Genomic DNA, 15,794 nt, shown 5'->3' with positions numbered 1-15,794 from the left:
ACGTGCTCGAGAGGCTGCCTACGCAGCCCGCCAGCAGGATCGGCGAGCTGCTGCCGCACCGCTGGCAGGCGATCGACTCGGCCTGACCACCGCCCCCGTCGTCATGACGGGATCGCCGGACGCTTACGAAGCTCGGTGGTGGCGCGGTGCGCAGCCCGCTCGACCACCTGGGCGCAGCAGGCGGCGCCATGGGCCTGGCAGGGCAGCCAGCGGCGCCAGGCGCCGCTGTGCCGGCCGGGGAAGCGCCGCCCCGCGCGCCATGGCGGCGCGTGCAGGACGGCACGCCGCCCCCGCGTGCGCGGGAACCATCGCCCCCGTACACCACCACCACGGAGTGGCTTGCCCGCGCCCCGGCCTGAGCCTGCGCGGGCGGCCGCCGGCGCGTCAGCCCGGCATCGTGAACACCGTGCAGCCGGTGGTCTTGCGCGCTTCCAGATCGCGGTGCGCCTGTGCCGCCTCGGCCAGCGGGTAGCGCTGGTCGATGCGGATCTTCACCCGCCCGTCGCCCACCACGGCGAACAGCTCGTCGGCCATCTGCTGCGTGGCCTCCCGCGTGGCGATGTGCGTGAACAGCGTCTGCCGCGTCAGGTACAGCGAACCCTTGGCCGCCAGCATCCCCGGGTTCACCGGCGGCACCGGGCCGCTGGCGTTGCCGAAGCACACCATCAGGCCGAAGGGCCGCAGGCACTCCAGACCCTTGTCGAAGGTGTCCTTGCCCACCGAGTCGTAGACCACCTTCACGCCCTTGCCGCCGGTGATCTCCTTCACGCGGGCCGCGAAGTCCTCCTTCGAGTAGTCGATCACGTGCGCCGCGCCATGCGCCTTCGCCAGCTCGCATTTGGCCGCGCTGCCCGCGGTGCCGATCAGCTGCAGCCCCAGCGCCTTGGCCCACTGGCAGGCGATCAGGCCCACGCCACCGGCGGCGGCGTGGAACAGCACATGGTCGCCGGGCTCCAGGCCTTCCACCGGCTTCACGCGGCGCAGCAGGTACTGCGCGGTCAGGCCCTTGAGCATCATCGCCGCGCCGGTCTCGAAGTCGATGCCGTCGGGCAGGCGCACCACGTTCTTGGCCGGCATCACCCGCGCCTCGCTGTAGCTGCCCGGCGGGTTGCTGGCATACGCGGCACGGTCGCCGGGCTTCAGGTGGGTCACGCCCTCGCCCACCGCCTCGACGATGCCGGCGCCTTCCATGCCCAGGTTCAGCGGCAGCGGCAGCGGGTACAGGCCGGTGCGCTGGTAGACGTCGATGAAGTTCAGGCCCGCGGCCTGGTGGCGGATGCGGATCTCGCCGGGGCCGGGGTCGCCGACCGCCACGTCGACGAGCTGCATGTTCTCGGGGCCGCCATAGGCGTCGATGCGGATGGCCTTGGGCATGGGGGAAGTCTCCTGGTGCAGTGGTGATGGACGTCAGCGCGCGGCGGCCTGGGCAGGCCACGCCGCCACGCGGCGAGGCGGGAGATTACGCCACTCGGCGCAAAGCTGCAGGCCACGGCGCGCCAGGGTCATCCGTGGCACCATCGCGGCCCCGATGAAACGCATCGCCCAGGCTCCCAACCTCGCCATCGCCACGCTGTGGGCCGACATGCTCCAGCACGAAGGCGGTTTCGCCGCCACGGTGCAGCGCGCCTATGCCAGCGGCATCGCCGGCGAGATCCCGCCCGACCAGGCGCTGCCCGAGGTCTGGGTGCAGGACGATGCACGCGCCGACGAGGCGCGGGACTGGCTGGACGCCGTGCGCCGCCTGCCCGACCGGCACTGGCTCTGCCACACCTGCGGCGAGTCGGTCGACGGCCCCTTCGAGCAGTGCTGGAACTGCGGCGCCCCCATGCCGGCCGCCGGCGGCGCCCGATGACGCGCCGCCACCCGGCGCTGACCCTGCGCGTGGCGGCCCTGCTGCTGGTGCCGCCGCTGATGTGGGCCGGCAACGCGCTGATGGGCCGCCTGCTCGCCGGCACCCTGCCGCCGCTGGCGCTCAACGCCCTGCGCTGGAGCGTGGCCCTGGTGCTGCTGCTGCCGCTGGGTGCGGCCGTGCTCGCCACCCGCGAGCGGCGGCGCGAGATCCTGGCCCGCTGGCAGCCGCTGGCGCTCCTGGGCGGCCTGGGCGTGGGCGCCTACAACGCGCTGCAGTACCTGGCGCTGCAGACCTCCTCGCCCATCAACGTGACGCTGATCGCGTCCAGCGTGCCGCTGTGGATGATGACCATCGGCGTGGTCTTCTACCGCGAGCACCCCAAGCCCGCGCAGTGGCTGGGCGCGGGCCTGTCGGCACTCGGTGTGCTCACGGTGCTGCTGCGCGGCGACCTCGGCGCGCTGCGCCAGCTGCAGCTGGTGCCGGGCGACCTGTGGATGCTGCTGGCGGCGCTGTCGTGGGCGCTTTACAGCTGGCGGCTGGCGCGCCCGCCGGCCGCGCTGGCCGGCGACCAGCGGCCGGCCTGGGACTGGGCCGGCTTCCTGCTGCTGCAGGTGATCTTCGGCCTCGTGTGGGCCGGCGGCGCCGCCGGGCTGGAAGCCGCGCTCGGCGTCGTGCCCACCAGCGCAGTGCCACCGGTCACCGGCTGGGCACTGGCCGCCGCGCTGCTGTTCCTCGGCGTCGGCCCGTCGCTGCTCGCGTACCGCTGCTGGGGCATCGGCGTGGCCGCCGTGGGCCCGGCCCTGGCGGGATTCTTCGCCAACCTCACGCCGCTGTTCGCGGCGCTGCTGTCGGCCCTGTGGCTCGGTGAGCCGCCGCGCCCGTACCACGGCATCGCCTTTGCCTGCATCGTCGGCGGCATCTGGCTGTCGTCACGGCGCTGACGCCGCCCCCGGCCATGCACGACCGGCCGCTGCCCGACATCCTGGCCCTGGGTGAGCCCATGGTCGAGTTCAACCAGGCCGGCGACCCCTCGGGCCGGCTCTACCGCCAAGGCTTCGGCGGCGACGTGTCGAACTTCGCCATCGCCGCGGCGCGCCAGGGCGCCCGGGTCGGCCTGGTCAGCGCCGTGGGCGACGACCCGTACGGGCGGCTGCTGCGGGGACTGTGGACCGAAGAAGGCGTCGACGACCGTTTCGTGCGCACAGACCCCGAGGCCTACACGGCCGTCTACTTCGTCACCCACGACGCGCAGGGTCACCACTTCCACTTCTTCCGCCAGGGCTCGGCCGCGGCGCGGCTGGGGCCGGCACAGCTGCCGCTGGCGGCCCTGCAGGGCTGCCGGCTGCTGCACCTGTCGGGCATCAGCCTGGGCATCTCCACCACCGCCTGCGACGCCGGCCTGGCCGCCATCGCCGCCGCGCGCGAGGCCGGCGTGACGGTGTCCTTCGACACCAACCTGCGGCGCAAGCTCTGGCCGCTGGCCCGTGCGCGCGCCGTCATCACCGAAGCCATGCGCGCGGCCGACCTGTGCCTGCCCAGCCTGGACGACGTGACGGCATTGACCGGGCTGACGGACCCCGACGCCATCGTCGACCACTGCCTGAGCCTGGGCGCCCGCGTGGTGGCGTTGAAACTCGGCGCCGACGGCGCGCTGGTGGCCGATGCCAAGCAGCGACATCGCATCGCCCCCCACCCCTGCCAGGCGGTCGACGCCACCGGCGCCGGCGACACGTTCGGCGGCGCCTTCGCCACCCGCTGGCTGGCCGGTGACGACCTGCCCACCGCCGGGCGCTACGCGGCTGTGGCCGCGGCGCTGTCCACCGAAGGCTTCGGCGCAGTCGAACCGATCCCGCGTGCGGAATCGGTTCGCCGCGCGCTTGCGGCGGTGCCGCCGGATGCCGGCGAACCCGGTCAGTAGGTGCCGGGGTAGGCGCCGCCGTCGATCAGCAGGTTCTGCCCGGTCAGGAAACCGGCCTGCGCGCTGCAGACGAAGGCGCACAGCGCACCGAACTCCTCGGCGGTGCCGAAGCGGCGGGCGGGTGCAAGCATGCGGCGCGCCTCGGCCACCTGGTCCAGGCTCTGACCGGTCTTCTGCGCCGTGCCCTGCATCGTCACGCGCAGGCGGTCGGTGTCGAAGGCGCCGGGCAGCAGGTTGTTGATCGTCACGTTGCGGCTGGCCAGCGCTGGCTGCCGTGACAGCCCGGCGATGAAGCCCGTCAGCCCGCTGCGCGCGCCGTTGGACAACCCCAGCACGTCGATCGGCGCCTTCACCGCGCCCGAGGTGATGTTGACGATGCGCCCGAAGCCGCGCTCGGCCATCGCGTCCACCGTCGCCTTGATGAGCTCGATCGGCGTGAGCATGTTGGCGTCCACCGCCTTCAGCCAGGTCTCGCGGTCCCACTGGCGGAAGTCACCCGGCGGCGGGCCGCCGGCGTTGTTGACCAGAATGTCCACCTGCGGGCAGGCGGCCAGCGCGGCGGCGCGGCCCTCGGCGGTGGTGATGTCGCCGGCCACGGTGCGCACCTCGCCGGCGCCCGGGCGCGCACGCAGCGCAGCGGCCGTGGCCTCAAGCGCCTCCGCGCCACGCGCCGTGATGACGAGGTTCACGCCCTCGTCGGCCAGCGCCTCGGCACAGCCGCGGCCGAGGCCCTTGCTCGCCGCGCAGACCAGCGCCCACTTGCCCTTGATGCCCAGATCCATCGTGTTCTCCTTGTTCGTCGTGAGAAGGTTCAGCGCGCGCGCGCCAGCAGCCACACGCCGGCCAGCACCAGCACCGTGCCGGCGATCAGCCAGCCGGTGAAGGGCTCGCCGAGCACCAGCACGCCCAGCGCGATCGTCGCCAGGGGGCCGATCATGCCCGTCTGCGCGGTCACCGTCGGGCCGACGCGCTCGATGGCCATCATCACCATCAGGACAGGCGCCAGCGTGCAGGCCACGGCGTTCAGCGCCGACAGCCACAGCACCTCGGGCGCCAGCGTGGCCAGGGTGGACACCGGCCGCAGCAGCAGGAACTGCCCGATGCACAGCACGCAGGCCACGCTGGTGGCCCAGCCGGTGAGGCGCAGCGCGCCCAGGCGCCGGACGTGGGCGCCGCTGTAGACCAGGTAGACGGCGTAGCTCACGGCGCTGGCGAACACCAGGCCGGTGCCCAGGGCCACGTCGGCGCCCTCCAGCGTGACCTCGTGGCCGAAGACCAGCAGCACGCCGGCGTAGCTGACGGCCAGCGCGGCCAGCTGTGCCGGCTTCACGCGTGCCTGGTGCAGCAGCACGCTCAGCGCCAGCACGATGGTCGGGTTGAGGTACAGGATCAGCCGCTCCAGGCTGGCGGTGATGTAGGCCAGCCCGGCAAAGTCCAGAAAGCTGGCCAGGTAGTAGCCGCTGAAGCCCAGGCCGGCGACGACGCCCAGGTCCTGGCGCGTCAGCGGCGCCTTGCCGCGGCCGGCCCACCAGGCCAGCAGCGCGAACAGCGGCAGCGCGAACAGCATGCGCAGCATGATCAGCGTCACCGCGTCCACGCCGTAGCGGTAGGCCAGCTTGACGATGATGGCCTTGCCGGAGAACGCGATGGAACCGGCCGCGGCCAGCGCCAGGCCTTGCCAGGGCAGGCTCATGCGTCCGTGTCCTGGAGCATCTGCGCCACCTGCTCGCCGATGGCGAGGGCGGCCGTGAGCCCGGGGGATTCGATGCCGAACAGGTTCACCAGGCCCGGCCAGCCGTGGTCGGCCACACCGCTGAGCACGAAGTCCGCCGCCGGCTCGCCCGGGCCGCTGACCTTCGGCCGCAGGCCGGCGTAGGCTGGCTGCAGCCGGCCGGTCGGCAGCGCTGGCCAGAACCGTCGGATCGCATCGTCGAAGCCTGCCGCCCGCGCGGGGTCCACGGCGTAGTCCTCGGCACCGGGCTCGGTCACCGGCACCCACTGCACGTCCGGGCCGAAACGCATCTGGCCGGCCAGGTCCAGCGTCAGGTGCACGCCCAGACCACCGGGTTCGGGCAGCGGGTAGATCAGGCGCTGGAACGCCGGCCGACCAGCCAGCGCGAAATAGTGGCCACGTGCCCAGTGCTGCGCGGGCACGTGGGCCGCATCCAGCCCCTCGATGCGCCGTGCCACGGTCTGCGCATGCAGCCCAGCGGCGTTGACGACGCGGTGCGCCTGCACCACGCTGGGCTCGTCGCCCCCCACGTGCACGGTGAAGCCGCCGGCCGGCGCGCAGACGATGCGCTCGACCGGGCTCTTGAACGCCAGCATGGCGCCGTGGTCCTCCGCCTCGCCCTGCAGCGCCAGCATCAGCGCATGGCTGTCGACGATGCCGGTGGAGGGCGAATGCAGCGCCGCCACGCACTGCAACTCAGGCTCCAACGCCCGGGCCTGGGCGCCGGTCAGCCACGCGAGGTCATCCACACCGCAGGCTGAACCACGGCTGCGGATGGCCTCCAGCCCTGATTCCTGCCCTGCCGCGGTGGCCACGATCAGCTTGCCGCAACGTCGGTGCGGGATGCCACGCTCGGCGGCGTAGGCATACAGCTGGCGGCGACCGTGCACGCACAGCCGCGCCTTCCACGACCCGGGGTCGTAGTACAGCCCGGCATGGATGACCTCGCTGTTGCGCGCACTGGTGCCGGTGCCGATGGCATCAGCAGCCTCGAGCACCACCACCTCATGGCCCTGCCGCGCGAGCGCACGCGCGCAGGCCAGGCCGACGACGCCGGCGCCGATGACGAGGGTGTCCAGTGTTTCCATGTCCGATCACGTCCCAAAACGGCGGTTCGGTTGTCCACCACCGCCGCCGTTCAGCGCGGCCGGGGGTCCGGGCGGGCGTTCTCCGGCCCACGCTCGCGGGGCGCTGCCCGCTGTGTGCCGCCGACGAGGCTTCAACACCGGCGTCAGTGTGTCGCCGACGAGGCGACCGCGAATGGGGCCTGCGCCCGCCCACCCGAACCCCCGGCCCTCTTCGGCGCCGCGGCGTAGGTCCCCGGGAACAGCGAGCGGGTGTCGCAGGGTGGCGGTGGCGCCTGCGGGCGCAGGCCCCATTCGCGGTCGCCTGGACGCTGACTCCCCACTGGCGGTGTTGAAGCCTCGGCCGCGGATGAACCATGGCAGCGCCCCGCGAGCGTGGGCCGGAGAACGCGGGCGACGCCGCCGCCCTGCTGCAGCGGCGGTGGCGCGCGAGGACCACGAGCGCTCGAACATGAACTTCCGCTCCGGGTCGATTCCCGTCATCCAGCGCTCCCCTACAACGGCATCGACGGCTCGGCCGCCAGGGTCTCGGCCACGTAGCGCTTCACCGCCGGCGGCTGGCTGCCCAAGTGGAAGGCCAGCCGTTGCGCACGCAGTTCATCGTCGGCCGCCGTGAAGCGCTCGTGGCGGCGCAGGTGTTCGACCCAGCACTCGTCGACGAAGTACTCCACGTAGCGCCCCGGCACGCCGGCATCCTTGAACAGGCCCCAGCTCAGCGCGCCCTGGCGCAGCCGCGCGCGGCGCGTGCTCTGCATCACGCGGGCGAACTCGGTGGCCCGCGTGGGATCAATCAGGTACTCGATCACCACCATCACCGGCCCCTCGTCGGGCGCGATGTCCAGCGCCACGCCGGTGACCGCGCGTGGCGGCTGCGGGCTCAGGTCCGGGTCGCCACCACCTTCCACCGACCATCGGCGCGTGGCGTACAGCGCCATCACGCCGGCCAGTGCGGCCGCCGTCACGGCGGCGGGCACAGTTGTCCAGCCCGCCACCTGCCCCCAGAGGCCAGCGCCGATGGCGGTGCCGCCCATCAGCGCCATCTGGTAGATCGACATGCCACGCGCGCGCACCCAGTTCGGCAGTGCCTGCTGCGCCGACAGCACCAGGGAATTGGCGGTGGAGATCCAGGCCGCGCCGAGCAGCGCCACCGCAGGCAGCACGATCCAGGGCGTGGGCAGCGAGACGATCAGCGTCGAGAGCACGGCATGCGCCATGGTGCCGTAGCGCACGAACTGGTCGCGGTCGAGGCGTTCGCGCCAGCGCGGGAACTGCAGCGCCGCGGCGATGGCGCCGGCACCCAGGCAGGACATCATCGCCGTGTACATGGCCGCACCGTGCCCGGTGGACCGCGCGATCAGCGGCAGCAGCGCCAGCAGGGCGCTGGCCTGCAGGAAGAACAGGAACACGCGGGCGATCACCACCCGCATGCGCGGCGACTGCCGCACGTGCTGCAGGCCCACGCGCATGGCGCCCACGAAGCGCTCGCCGGGCAGCGCGCTGGGCCGGGGTTCGGACTTCCAGCGCCAGATCAGCCCGAAGGCCACCGCGGCCATCATGGCGTTGAGCACGAACACCACCGCGGGGCCGGCGCTGGCCAGCAGCGCACCGGCGATGACCGGGCCAATCACGCGCGACAGGTTCATCGAGATGCCGCCCAGCGCCAGCGCCGCCGGCAGGTGGGGCTTGGGCACCACGTCGGGCACGATGGCGCTGAAGACCGGCCAGCGCGCGGCCAGGCCGATGCCGTTGACGAAGGTCAGCACCAGCAGCAGCTGGGCATTGAGCCCGTCGGCCAGCGCCAGCAGCGCCAGCAGCAGCGCCGTCACGCAGACCCAGGCCTGGGTGCCGGCGAACCAGAGGCGGCGGTCGACGATGTCGGCCATCGCGCCGCTGGCGATGCCCAGCAGGAACACCGGCAGCGTGGACGCCGTCTGCACCAGGGCCACCATCACGGCACTGTCGGTCAGCTGGGTCATCAGCCAGGCCGCCGCGACGTCGTGCGTCCACATCGTCAGGTTGGCCGTCAGCCAGGCCAGCCACAGGCCGCGGTAGACCCGGTCCTTCAGCGGCCGCAGCGCGGGCAACTCCAGGACGTCGGCGGCTTTCATCACACGATCGTAAGGTGGAAAGCAAACGGGCCCCGCCATGCGGAGCCCGTGCCTGGCCGGGTGCCGGTGCTCAGTCCGCGTCCTTGAAGGCTTCCTGCCGCCGGCTGCTGATGGACGGCAGCGTGACCACGATGACCATCAGCAGCGCCGCGATCAGCAGGCCGGCCGACAGCGGCCGGGTAGCGAAGGTGGTCCAGTCGCCGCGCGACAGCAGCAGCGCGCGGCGCAGGTTCTCCTCCATCATCGGCCCGAGGATGAAACCCAGCAGCAGCGGCGCCGGCTCGCAGCTGAGCTTGTAGAAGACGTAGCCCGCGATGCCGAACAGCACCGCCATGTACACGTCCCAGTTGTTGTTGTTGGTGGTGTACAGGCCGATGCAGCAGAAGGTCAGGATGGCTGGGAACAGGAAGCGGTAGGGCACCGTCAGCAGCTTGATCCAGATGCCGATCAGCGGCAGGTTCAGGATGATCAGCATCAGGTTGCCGATCCACATGCTGGCGATCAGGCCCCAGAACAGCTCCGGGTTGCTCGTCATCACCTGCGGGCCGGGCTGGATGCCCTTGATCGTCATCGCGCCCACCATCAGCGCCATCACCGCATTGGGCGGGATACCCAGCGTGAGCATCGGGATGAAGCTGGTCTGCGCGCCGGCGTTGTTGGCGCTCTCCGGGCCGGCCACGCCGCGGATGTCGCCATTGCCGAACTGGCCGTCCTTGGCCAGCTTCTTCTCCACCGTGTAGGCAGCGAAGCTCGACAGCAGCGCGCCGCCGCCCGGCAGCACGCCCAGGATCGAGCCCAGCGCCGTGCCGCGCAGCACCGCAGGCCAGGCCTGCTGGAAATCCTTCTTCGTCGGCCACAGGCCCTTGACGTCCTTGGTGAACACCTCGCGGTGCTCCGGCGGCTGGCCCAGGTTGGCGATGATCTCGCCGAAGCCGAACACGCCCATCGCGATGGCGATGAAGCCGATGCCGTCGGTGAGCTCCGGGATGTCGAAGCTGTAGCGTGGCACGCCGCTGATGACGTCGGTGTTGATCTGCCCCAGCAGGAGGCCCAGGATGATCATGCCGATGGCCTTGATCAGCGAGCCCGAGGCCAGCACCACGGCGCCGATCAGGCCCAGCACCATCAGGCTGAAGTACTCGGCGGGGCCGAACTTGAAGGCGATCTCGGTCAGCGGCGGCGCAAACGCCGCCAGGATCAACGTGGCCACGCTGCCGGCGAAGAAGCTGCCCAGGCCGGCAGCCGCCAGCGCTGCGCCGGCGCGGCCCTGGCGTGCCATCTTGTAGCCGTCGATGGCCGTGACCACCGAGGCCGACTCGCCCGGGACGTTGATCAGGATGGCGGTGGTGGAGCCGCCGTACTGCGAGCCGTAGTAGATGCCGGCCAGCATGATCAGCGCCGGCGTCGGGTCCAGCGCGTAGATGCTGGGCAGCAGCATGGCGATGGTGGCCACCGGACCCAGGCCCGGCAGCACGCCGATGAGGGTGCCGAGCACGGCGCCGAAGAAGGCGTAGGCCAGGTTCTGCAGCGTGAAGGCGACGCCGAAACCCAGCGCGAGGTTGTTCAACAGATCCATGGTGTGCCCGCCTTCAGCCGATGAACGACGGCCACAGCGGGATCACGAGTCCCAGGCCCTTGATGAAGACCAGCCAGCTGCCCACGGTGAGCACGGCCGCGTTGACCAGCGCCTCGCCGAGGTGGAACTCGTCGCCCGCCAGCGCCGAGATGACGATGAGCACCGGCAGCGTGAGGATCATGCCCAGCCAGGGCAGCAGGAAGCCGAAGATGGCCACCGAGCCGAGCACGATGCTCAGCGGCTTCCAGGCGACCGGGCCGATCTTGTCGCCGCCTTCTGTCTCGATGGTCAGCGCCTTGAACAGCACCAGGGCGCCGATCAGCGCCAGGAGGATGCCCAGGCCGAAGGGAAAGTAGCCCGGGCCCGGCCGCGCCGAACTGCCGAAGTTGTAGTTGGTGGCGCCCCAGGCGAAACCGATGCCGATGGCCAGGAACATCAGCCCCGACCAGAAGTCGCGCTGGCTCTTGATCTTCATGCTGTCTCCTCCGGGTGCGGACCCGTTCGCGGCGCATTCTAGGCAGGGGGCTTTCGCGGGCCCGGTGTGGGAACCACGTAAGCCTCAGCGGGCGTCCAGCGTGGGCGTGTTGCGCAGCACCTCGTCGACCGTGGTCACGCCCTCGGCGACCTTCATCGCGCCGGCCAGGCGCAGCGGGCGCATGCCGTCCTTCACCGCCTGCCGGCGCAGCGCGGCGGCATCCACGGACGGATGCATGTGGGCGTGCGCCGCGTCGGTGTTCACCAGCAGTTCGTACAGGCCCACGCGGCCGCGGTAGCCGGTGTGCCGGCACTCCAGGCAGCCCACCGGCCGGTAGGGCCGCACGCCGCCGGACAAGCGCCAGGGCCGGGCGATCTCGTCCAGCGTCTCGCGCTGCGTGCTGTCGTCGCGCGCCTTGCAGGCCGGGCACAGGGCCCGCACCAGGCGCTGCGCCAGCACGCCGATCACGGTGGCCGAAATCAGGTACGGCGGCACGCCCAGGTCCGCCAGCCGCGTGATGGCGCCGGCGGCGTCGTTGGTGTGCAGGGTGCTGAAGACGAGGTGGCCGGTCAGCGCGGCCTGGATGGCCATCTCGGCGGTGGCCAGGTCGCGGATCTCGCCGACCATGATGATGTCCGGGTCCTGCCGCATCAGCGCGCGCAGGCCGGCGGCGAAGTCCAGGTCCAGCGCCGCCTGCACCTGCGTCTGGTTGAACGCCGGCTCGATCATTTCGATCGGGTCCTCGATGGTGCAGACGTTGACCTCGTCGGTGGCCAGGCGCTTGAGCGTGGAGTACAGCGTGGTCGTCTTGCCGCTGCCGGTGGGGCCGGTGACGAGCACGATGCCGTGCGGGCGCGCGATCAGCTCCTGCCAGCGCGCCGCGTCGTGGGCGCCGAAGCCCAGCGCCTCCAGGTCCTTGACCGCCGCCTCGGGGTCGAAGATGCGCATCACCATCTTCTCGCCGAAGGCGGTGGGCAGGGTGGACAGGCGCATCTCCACCTCGCCGCCGTCGGGCTTGCGCGTCTTGATGCGGCCGTCCAGCGGGCGCCGGCGCTCGACCACGTCCATGCGGCCCAGCAGCTTGATGCGCGCGGTCATCGCGCTCATCACGCCCAGCGGCACCTGGTAGACGCTGTGCAGCACGCCGTCGATGCGGAAGCGGATCACGCCCATCTCGCGTCGCGGTTCGAGGTGGATGTCGCTGGCCCGCTGGTCGAACGCGTACTGCCACAGCCAGTCCACCACCTGCACCACGCCCTGGTCGTTGGCGTCCAGCGGCTTGTTGCTGCGACCCAGTTCGACCAGCTGCTCGAAGCTGGCCGCCGGCGAGACCTCGCCGCTCTTGCTGGCGTGGCGCACCGACTTCGCCAGCGCATAGAACTCGGTGGTATAGCGCCGCACGTCCAGCGGGTTGGCCACCACCAGCTGCACGCGGCGGCGCGTGTGGGCCTCGATCTCCGGCACCCAGCCGACGTCGAAGGGCTCCGCCGTGGCCACCGTCACCACCTGTGCCCCCACCGTCACCGGCAGCGCCAGCCGGGTCTCGGCATAGCGCACGGCCATCACGTCGGCCACCTTGCCGACGTCGGCCTTCAGCGGGTCGATGCGCAGGTAGGGCAGCCGGGCACGGGTGGCCAGCCACTCGGTCAGGGCTTCGGTGTCCAGCGCACGGCCGTCGCGCTGCAGGCCCGCGCCGCCCAGGCGCACCAGCGCGTGCAGGCTGGAGCTGCCGGCGCCCAGGCGCTGGGCCACGCGCCGCACGTCGTCGGCGGTGATCCAGCCGTCGGCCTGCAGCCAGTCCAGCAGCTGGCGCCAGTCCAGCCGGCCACGGGGTGCCGGCGTCGGCGACGTCGCTGTGGGGTCGGGCTTGCGGCGCGTGCTGCTGCTCATGGCGTCGGATCGTACGGCCGGATCAGGCGCAGCCACTTGCGCGCCGGCAGGCCGAGCGTGCCGAAGCACGCTTCGATCGCATCGGCCCGGCGCAGGCGCTCGTCGCGGTCGGGCCACGGGGCGCCGCGCGTGGCCACGACCACGGTGTTGCCCTCCCGCGTAGCGCGCAGCACCCAGGTGTTGGCAGCGCCGAAGGCCTGGGCGATGCGCGCGGCGCTGTCGGTGAACGACGCATCGCGGCCGAAGAGGTTGACCGCGAACACGCCGCCTTCGTCCAGCAGGCGATGGCAGCCGGCATAGAAGCCGGCGTCGTCGAGCACCGGCGCCGCCGCCTCGTGGTCGTAGAGGTCCACGTGCAGCAGGCTCGCGCTGCCCGGCTCGGCAGCGGCCAGCCAGTCGCCGGCGTCGGCCACCACCACGTCGAGCTTCGGGTCGCCCACCGGCAGGTGGAAGCGCAGCCGGTTCACGTCCACCACCATCGGGTTGATCTCGACCACGGTGGTCGGCAGCTTCAGCGCCTTGAGGGTGAAGCGGGTCAGCGCCCCCGCGCCCAGCCCCAATTGCACGGCGCGGCCCTGGGACAGCGCTGCGGTGGGCCGCCACAGCAGCGAGGCCAGCATGCGCTGGATGTAGACCAGCACCACCTCCTGCGGCCGGCGCACGCGCATCGCGCCCTGGACCCAGATGCTGTCCAGGTGCAGGTAGCGCACGCCGTCGAACTCCGACAGCGTCACCGGGGTGAAGGGCAGTTCAGACGACATCGAGGCCCGCCTCGCGAAACACCACCGCCCAGACATCACGCTTGCGCTCGAAGGACCAGCTGGCGTTGGCCGGGCTGGTGGACGGCAGCCGCCACACCGGCAGGCCCAGCGCCCGCGTCACGCGCATGGCGCGCGCCGACTCGCCGCCGTTGTGCGCCACGCCCTGCAGTGCCGGCGCACGGCGCTTCAGGCTGGCCAGGTCGTTGGGTTCGGCGGCCTCGATGGCGCTGTCCAGGCTGCCTTCGCGCCGGCAGGCGGCGTAGACATCCCACAGGCCCAGGCCGCGTTCGCGCATCGCCGCGATGCGCGCGCGGTAGGGCAGCACCCGTAGATCCAGCCCCCACAGCGATGACAGGATCGGCCAGAAGTGGTTGCGCGGGTGGGCGTAGTACTGCTGCGCCTGCAGCGACGCCACGCCGGGGAAGCTGCCCAGCACGACCAGCCGCGTGTGGCGGGCGATCACCGGCGGCAGGCCGACCAGGCGGGGCGGGGCGGCCGCCGTCATGCGGCGTTCAGGTCCATGGCGGTGCACAGGCCCTGCAGGCGCGGCAGCGCGGCGAAGGCATTGCGCGCCGTCTGCGCCGCCGTCTGCGCGGGCGTCCACCCGCGCAGCGCCGCCAGCACGGCGCCGATGCGCGGCAGTTCGGCCGGCGTGTTGCGATGCGTCGCGCCCGCGGCACGTTCGGCCGCCGTGCGGTACAGCCACTGCGGCGGGATGTCGGGCGCGTCGGTCTCCAGCACCGGCACCTCGGCCGGCAGCTCGGCCGCCAGCGCGCGGATGCGAAGGGCCCGCTCGTGCGTCATCGCGCCGCCGAAGCCCAGCCTGAAGCCCAGTGTGGCAAAGGCCTGCGCCTGCGCCAGGCTGCCGTTGAAGGCGTGGGCGATGCCGCCGGGCACGGCGATGCGGCGCAGCCCGGCCAGCAGTGCGTCGGCCGAGCGGCGCACGTGCAGGATCACGGGCAGCCCGGCATCGCGGGCGATCTTCAACTGCGCCCGATAGAAATGCGCCTGCCGCTCGGGGTCGAGGCCGGGCACGAAATGGTCCAGGCCGATCTCGCCCACCGCCACCAGGCGGGGGTCGTCGCGGGCCGCCTCGAGCGCGTCGCGCAGCCTGTCGAGGTCGTGGTCCGACGCGCGGTCGACGTACAGCGGATGGATGCCCAGGGCGTAGGCCAGGCCGTGTGCCGCGGCCAGGGCTTTCACCTGCCCGAAGTCGGCCGCCTGCACGGCCGGCAGCACCAGCATGCGCACCCCGGCGGCGCGTGCCGCGGCCACCACGGCGTCGCGGTCGGCGTCGAACTCCGGGGCGTCGAGGTGGCAGTGCGTGTCGATCCACATGCGAGCCGGCATTGCACCACAGCGCGGTGAAGGGAATTGGCGCCCCCGCGTCGTGCCGGCGTGGCGCCATCGTGCTACTGTTGCCGGGACACGAGCTTCCCCGATGCGCCGCACGCCCCTGACCAGCCGTTCACCGCGCCGCCCAGTCCCGGCGGCGCCGGTGGTGGCCGCGCCGGCACCGGTGGCCCCGGATGGCGTGGCGCCCGCCACGGCGTCGCCGGCGGCCCCCGAGGGCAACCGCCTGACGCGCTGGCTGCGCCGACACCCGGGGCCGGTCTGGGCACTGCTGGGCGCGGCCCTGGCTTCGGCGGTGGCCGTGGCGCTGTGGAGCGCACAGCCCCGCGGCCGCGTCATCACGCAGGAGCACATCGACGCCGCGGTGCGCGAGTCGCTGGAGAAGGAACCGCTGCCTTCGGCCGCCGCCAAGGCGTACGAGGCCATCCTGCCGTCGGTGGTGCGCGTCACCGGCCTGATGAGCGAGAAGGACGACGGCGAGGACAAGGCCGAGGAGCGCGCCATGGACCGCAGCCTGGGCACCGGCACGGTGATCCAGGACAACGGCACCATCCTGACCAACCTGCACGTGGTCTGGGGTAGCAAGCGCATCAAGGTGCGCTTCTGGGACGGCACCGAGACCGAGGCCGACCTGGTCGGCACGCAGCCGGAGAACGACCTCGCCGTGCTGCGCGCCCGCCAGCTGCCCGACGACCTGCAGCCCGCCACCATGCGCTCCACTGGCGACCTGCGCCCGGGCGACGAGGTCATCGCGGTGGGCCACCCGTTCGGCATCGGGCCTTCCGTCAGCGCCGGCGTGGTGTCGGGCCTCAAGCGCGAGTTCCGCTCGCCCGAGGGCCAGCGCGAGCTGAGCAACCTGATCCAGTTCGATGCCGCCGCCAACCCCGGCAACTCCGGCGGCCCGCTGGTGACCATGGACGGCCACGTGGTCGGCGTCGTCACCGCCATCCTCAACCCCAGCGAACAGCGCACCTTCATCGGCATCGGCTTCGCCGTGCCGATCGAGAACGCCGCCCAGGCGGCGGGGATGCCGCCGTTCTGACC

Annotated in this window: 15 protein-coding genes; 4 read left to right on the top strand and 11 right to left on the bottom strand. The window is 72.3% G+C overall.

The window, feature by feature from the left end:
• Window positions 1-384: 384 nt before the first annotated feature.
• Window positions 385-1,374, bottom strand: coding sequence for a quinone oxidoreductase family protein (locus ENE75_RS15115; RefSeq protein ID WP_128199130.1), 990 nt, complete (start codon window positions 1,372-1,374; stop codon window positions 385-387).
• A gap of 154 nt (window positions 1,375-1,528) precedes the next feature.
• Here ENE75_RS15115 and ENE75_RS15110 point away from each other — a divergent pair, with 154 nt between their 5' ends.
• Genes ENE75_RS15110 through ENE75_RS15100 form a run of 3 tightly spaced genes read left to right on the top strand, consistent with a single transcriptional unit; the run spans window position 1,529 to window position 3,770 of the window.
• Window positions 1,529-1,852, top strand: coding sequence for a DUF2007 domain-containing protein (locus ENE75_RS15110; RefSeq protein WP_128199129.1), 324 nt, complete (start codon window positions 1,529-1,531; stop codon window positions 1,850-1,852).
• Complete coding sequence (locus ENE75_RS15105; protein WP_128199128.1) at window positions 1,849-2,793, top strand: DMT family transporter; 945 nt, start codon at window positions 1,849-1,851, stop codon at window positions 2,791-2,793. Before ENE75_RS15110 ends, ENE75_RS15105 begins: the two co-directional genes overlap by 4 nt.
• 14 nt (window positions 2,794-2,807) lie before the next feature.
• Window positions 2,808-3,770, top strand: coding sequence for a sugar kinase (locus tag ENE75_RS15100; RefSeq protein WP_128199127.1), 963 nt, complete (start codon window positions 2,808-2,810; stop codon window positions 3,768-3,770).
• Here the strand turns inward: ENE75_RS15100 and ENE75_RS15095 are convergent.
• The 10 genes from ENE75_RS15095 to ENE75_RS15050 all read right to left on the bottom strand — a co-directional run bounded on the left by ENE75_RS15095 (window position 3,764) and on the right by ENE75_RS15050 (window position 14,735).
• Entirely contained in the window at window positions 3,764-4,552 is a 789-nt protein-coding gene (locus ENE75_RS15095) for an SDR family oxidoreductase (RefSeq protein WP_128199126.1), read from the bottom strand. The genes ENE75_RS15100 and ENE75_RS15095 overlap by 7 nt on opposite strands.
• A gap of 29 nt (window positions 4,553-4,581) precedes the next feature.
• Complete coding sequence (locus ENE75_RS15090) at window positions 4,582-5,463, bottom strand: DMT family transporter (protein ID WP_128199125.1); 882 nt, start codon at window positions 5,461-5,463, stop codon at window positions 4,582-4,584.
• On the bottom strand, window positions 5,460-6,590 hold the full coding sequence (locus ENE75_RS15085; protein WP_128199124.1) for an NAD(P)/FAD-dependent oxidoreductase: 1,131 nt from the start codon (window positions 6,588-6,590) through the stop codon (window positions 5,460-5,462). The genes ENE75_RS15090 and ENE75_RS15085 overlap by 4 nt, the downstream gene beginning before the upstream one ends.
• Window positions 6,591-7,081: 491 nt before the next feature.
• Window positions 7,082-8,695 carry an MFS transporter gene (locus tag ENE75_RS15080; protein WP_233259098.1) on the bottom strand — a complete coding sequence of 538 codons (1,614 nt, stop codon included), beginning with the start codon at window positions 8,693-8,695 and terminating at the stop codon, window positions 7,082-7,084.
• A gap of 70 nt (window positions 8,696-8,765) precedes the next feature.
• Window positions 8,766-10,271, bottom strand: coding sequence for a tripartite tricarboxylate transporter permease (locus tag ENE75_RS15075; protein ID WP_128199123.1), 1,506 nt, complete (start codon window positions 10,269-10,271; stop codon window positions 8,766-8,768).
• 13 nt (window positions 10,272-10,284) lie between these two features.
• Window positions 10,285-10,746, bottom strand: coding sequence for a tripartite tricarboxylate transporter TctB family protein (locus ENE75_RS15070; RefSeq protein ID WP_128199122.1), 462 nt, complete (start codon window positions 10,744-10,746; stop codon window positions 10,285-10,287).
• Window positions 10,747-10,830: 84 nt separating this feature from the next.
• Window positions 10,831-12,636, bottom strand: coding sequence for a GspE/PulE family protein (locus ENE75_RS15065; protein WP_128199121.1), 1,806 nt, complete (start codon window positions 12,634-12,636; stop codon window positions 10,831-10,833).
• Window positions 12,633-13,397: a class I SAM-dependent methyltransferase gene (locus ENE75_RS15060; protein ID WP_128199120.1), complete on the bottom strand. Its 765-nt coding sequence runs from the start codon at window positions 13,395-13,397 to the stop codon at window positions 12,633-12,635. The genes ENE75_RS15065 and ENE75_RS15060 overlap by 4 nt, the downstream gene beginning before the upstream one ends.
• A complete protein-coding gene (locus ENE75_RS15055; protein WP_128199119.1) occupies window positions 13,387-13,902 on the bottom strand; it encodes a DNA-deoxyinosine glycosylase in 516 nt (171 codons plus the stop codon). The genes ENE75_RS15060 and ENE75_RS15055 overlap by 11 nt, the downstream gene beginning before the upstream one ends.
• Window positions 13,899-14,735 (bottom strand): TatD family hydrolase, encoded by an 837-nt coding sequence (locus tag ENE75_RS15050; RefSeq protein ID WP_128199118.1) that lies wholly within the window; start codon window positions 14,733-14,735, stop codon window positions 13,899-13,901. The genes ENE75_RS15055 and ENE75_RS15050 overlap by 4 nt, the downstream gene beginning before the upstream one ends.
• A 103-nt stretch (window positions 14,736-14,838) precedes the next feature.
• On the opposite strand from ENE75_RS15050, the gene ENE75_RS15045 reads away from it, so the two are divergent.
• Entirely contained in the window at window positions 14,839-15,792 is a 954-nt protein-coding gene (locus ENE75_RS15045; RefSeq protein ID WP_128199117.1) for a S1C family serine protease, read from the top strand.
• Window positions 15,793-15,794 lie beyond the last annotated feature (2 nt).

Origin of the sequence: Rubrivivax albus, assembly GCF_004016515.1 — a bacterium.
In the GTDB taxonomy this organism is placed as follows: Bacteria; Pseudomonadota; Gammaproteobacteria; order Burkholderiales; family Burkholderiaceae_C; genus Rubrivivax; species Rubrivivax albus.
Note: the sequence above shows the minus strand (reverse complement) of the source record. Positions and strands in the feature narration are given on the sequence as shown.

Coding starts and splice junctions, on each gene's coding strand:
- ENE75_RS15045 (WP_128199117.1), top strand. CDS start 14,839: ATGCGCCGCACGCCCCTGACCAGCCGTTCACCGCGCCGCCCAGTCCCG.
- ENE75_RS15110 (WP_128199129.1), top strand. CDS start 1,529: ATGAAACGCATCGCCCAGGCTCCCAACCTCGCCATCGCCACGCTGTGG.
- ENE75_RS15115 (WP_128199130.1), bottom strand. CDS start 1,374: ATGCCCAAGGCCATCCGCATCGACGCCTATGGCGGCCCCGAGAACATG.
- ENE75_RS15090 (WP_128199125.1), bottom strand. CDS start 5,463: ATGAGCCTGCCCTGGCAAGGCCTGGCGCTGGCCGCGGCCGGTTCCATC.
- ENE75_RS15095 (WP_128199126.1), bottom strand. CDS start 4,552: ATGGATCTGGGCATCAAGGGCAAGTGGGCGCTGGTCTGCGCGGCGAGC.
- ENE75_RS15065 (WP_128199121.1), bottom strand. CDS start 12,636: ATGAGCAGCAGCACGCGCCGCAAGCCCGACCCCACAGCGACGTCGCCG.
- ENE75_RS15055 (WP_128199119.1), bottom strand. CDS start 13,902: ATGACGGCGGCCGCCCCGCCCCGCCTGGTCGGCCTGCCGCCGGTGATC.
- ENE75_RS15060 (WP_128199120.1), bottom strand. CDS start 13,397: ATGTCGTCTGAACTGCCCTTCACCCCGGTGACGCTGTCGGAGTTCGAC.
- ENE75_RS15070 (WP_128199122.1), bottom strand. CDS start 10,746: ATGAAGATCAAGAGCCAGCGCGACTTCTGGTCGGGGCTGATGTTCCTG.
- ENE75_RS15100 (WP_128199127.1), top strand. CDS start 2,808: ATGCACGACCGGCCGCTGCCCGACATCCTGGCCCTGGGTGAGCCCATG.
- ENE75_RS15105 (WP_128199128.1), top strand. CDS start 1,849: ATGACGCGCCGCCACCCGGCGCTGACCCTGCGCGTGGCGGCCCTGCTG.
- ENE75_RS15085 (WP_128199124.1), bottom strand. CDS start 6,590: ATGGAAACACTGGACACCCTCGTCATCGGCGCCGGCGTCGTCGGCCTG.
- ENE75_RS15075 (WP_128199123.1), bottom strand. CDS start 10,271: ATGGATCTGTTGAACAACCTCGCGCTGGGTTTCGGCGTCGCCTTCACG.
- ENE75_RS15080 (WP_233259098.1), bottom strand. CDS start 8,695: ATGAAAGCCGCCGACGTCCTGGAGTTGCCCGCGCTGCGGCCGCTGAAG.
- ENE75_RS15050 (WP_128199118.1), bottom strand. CDS start 14,735: ATGTGGATCGACACGCACTGCCACCTCGACGCCCCGGAGTTCGACGCC.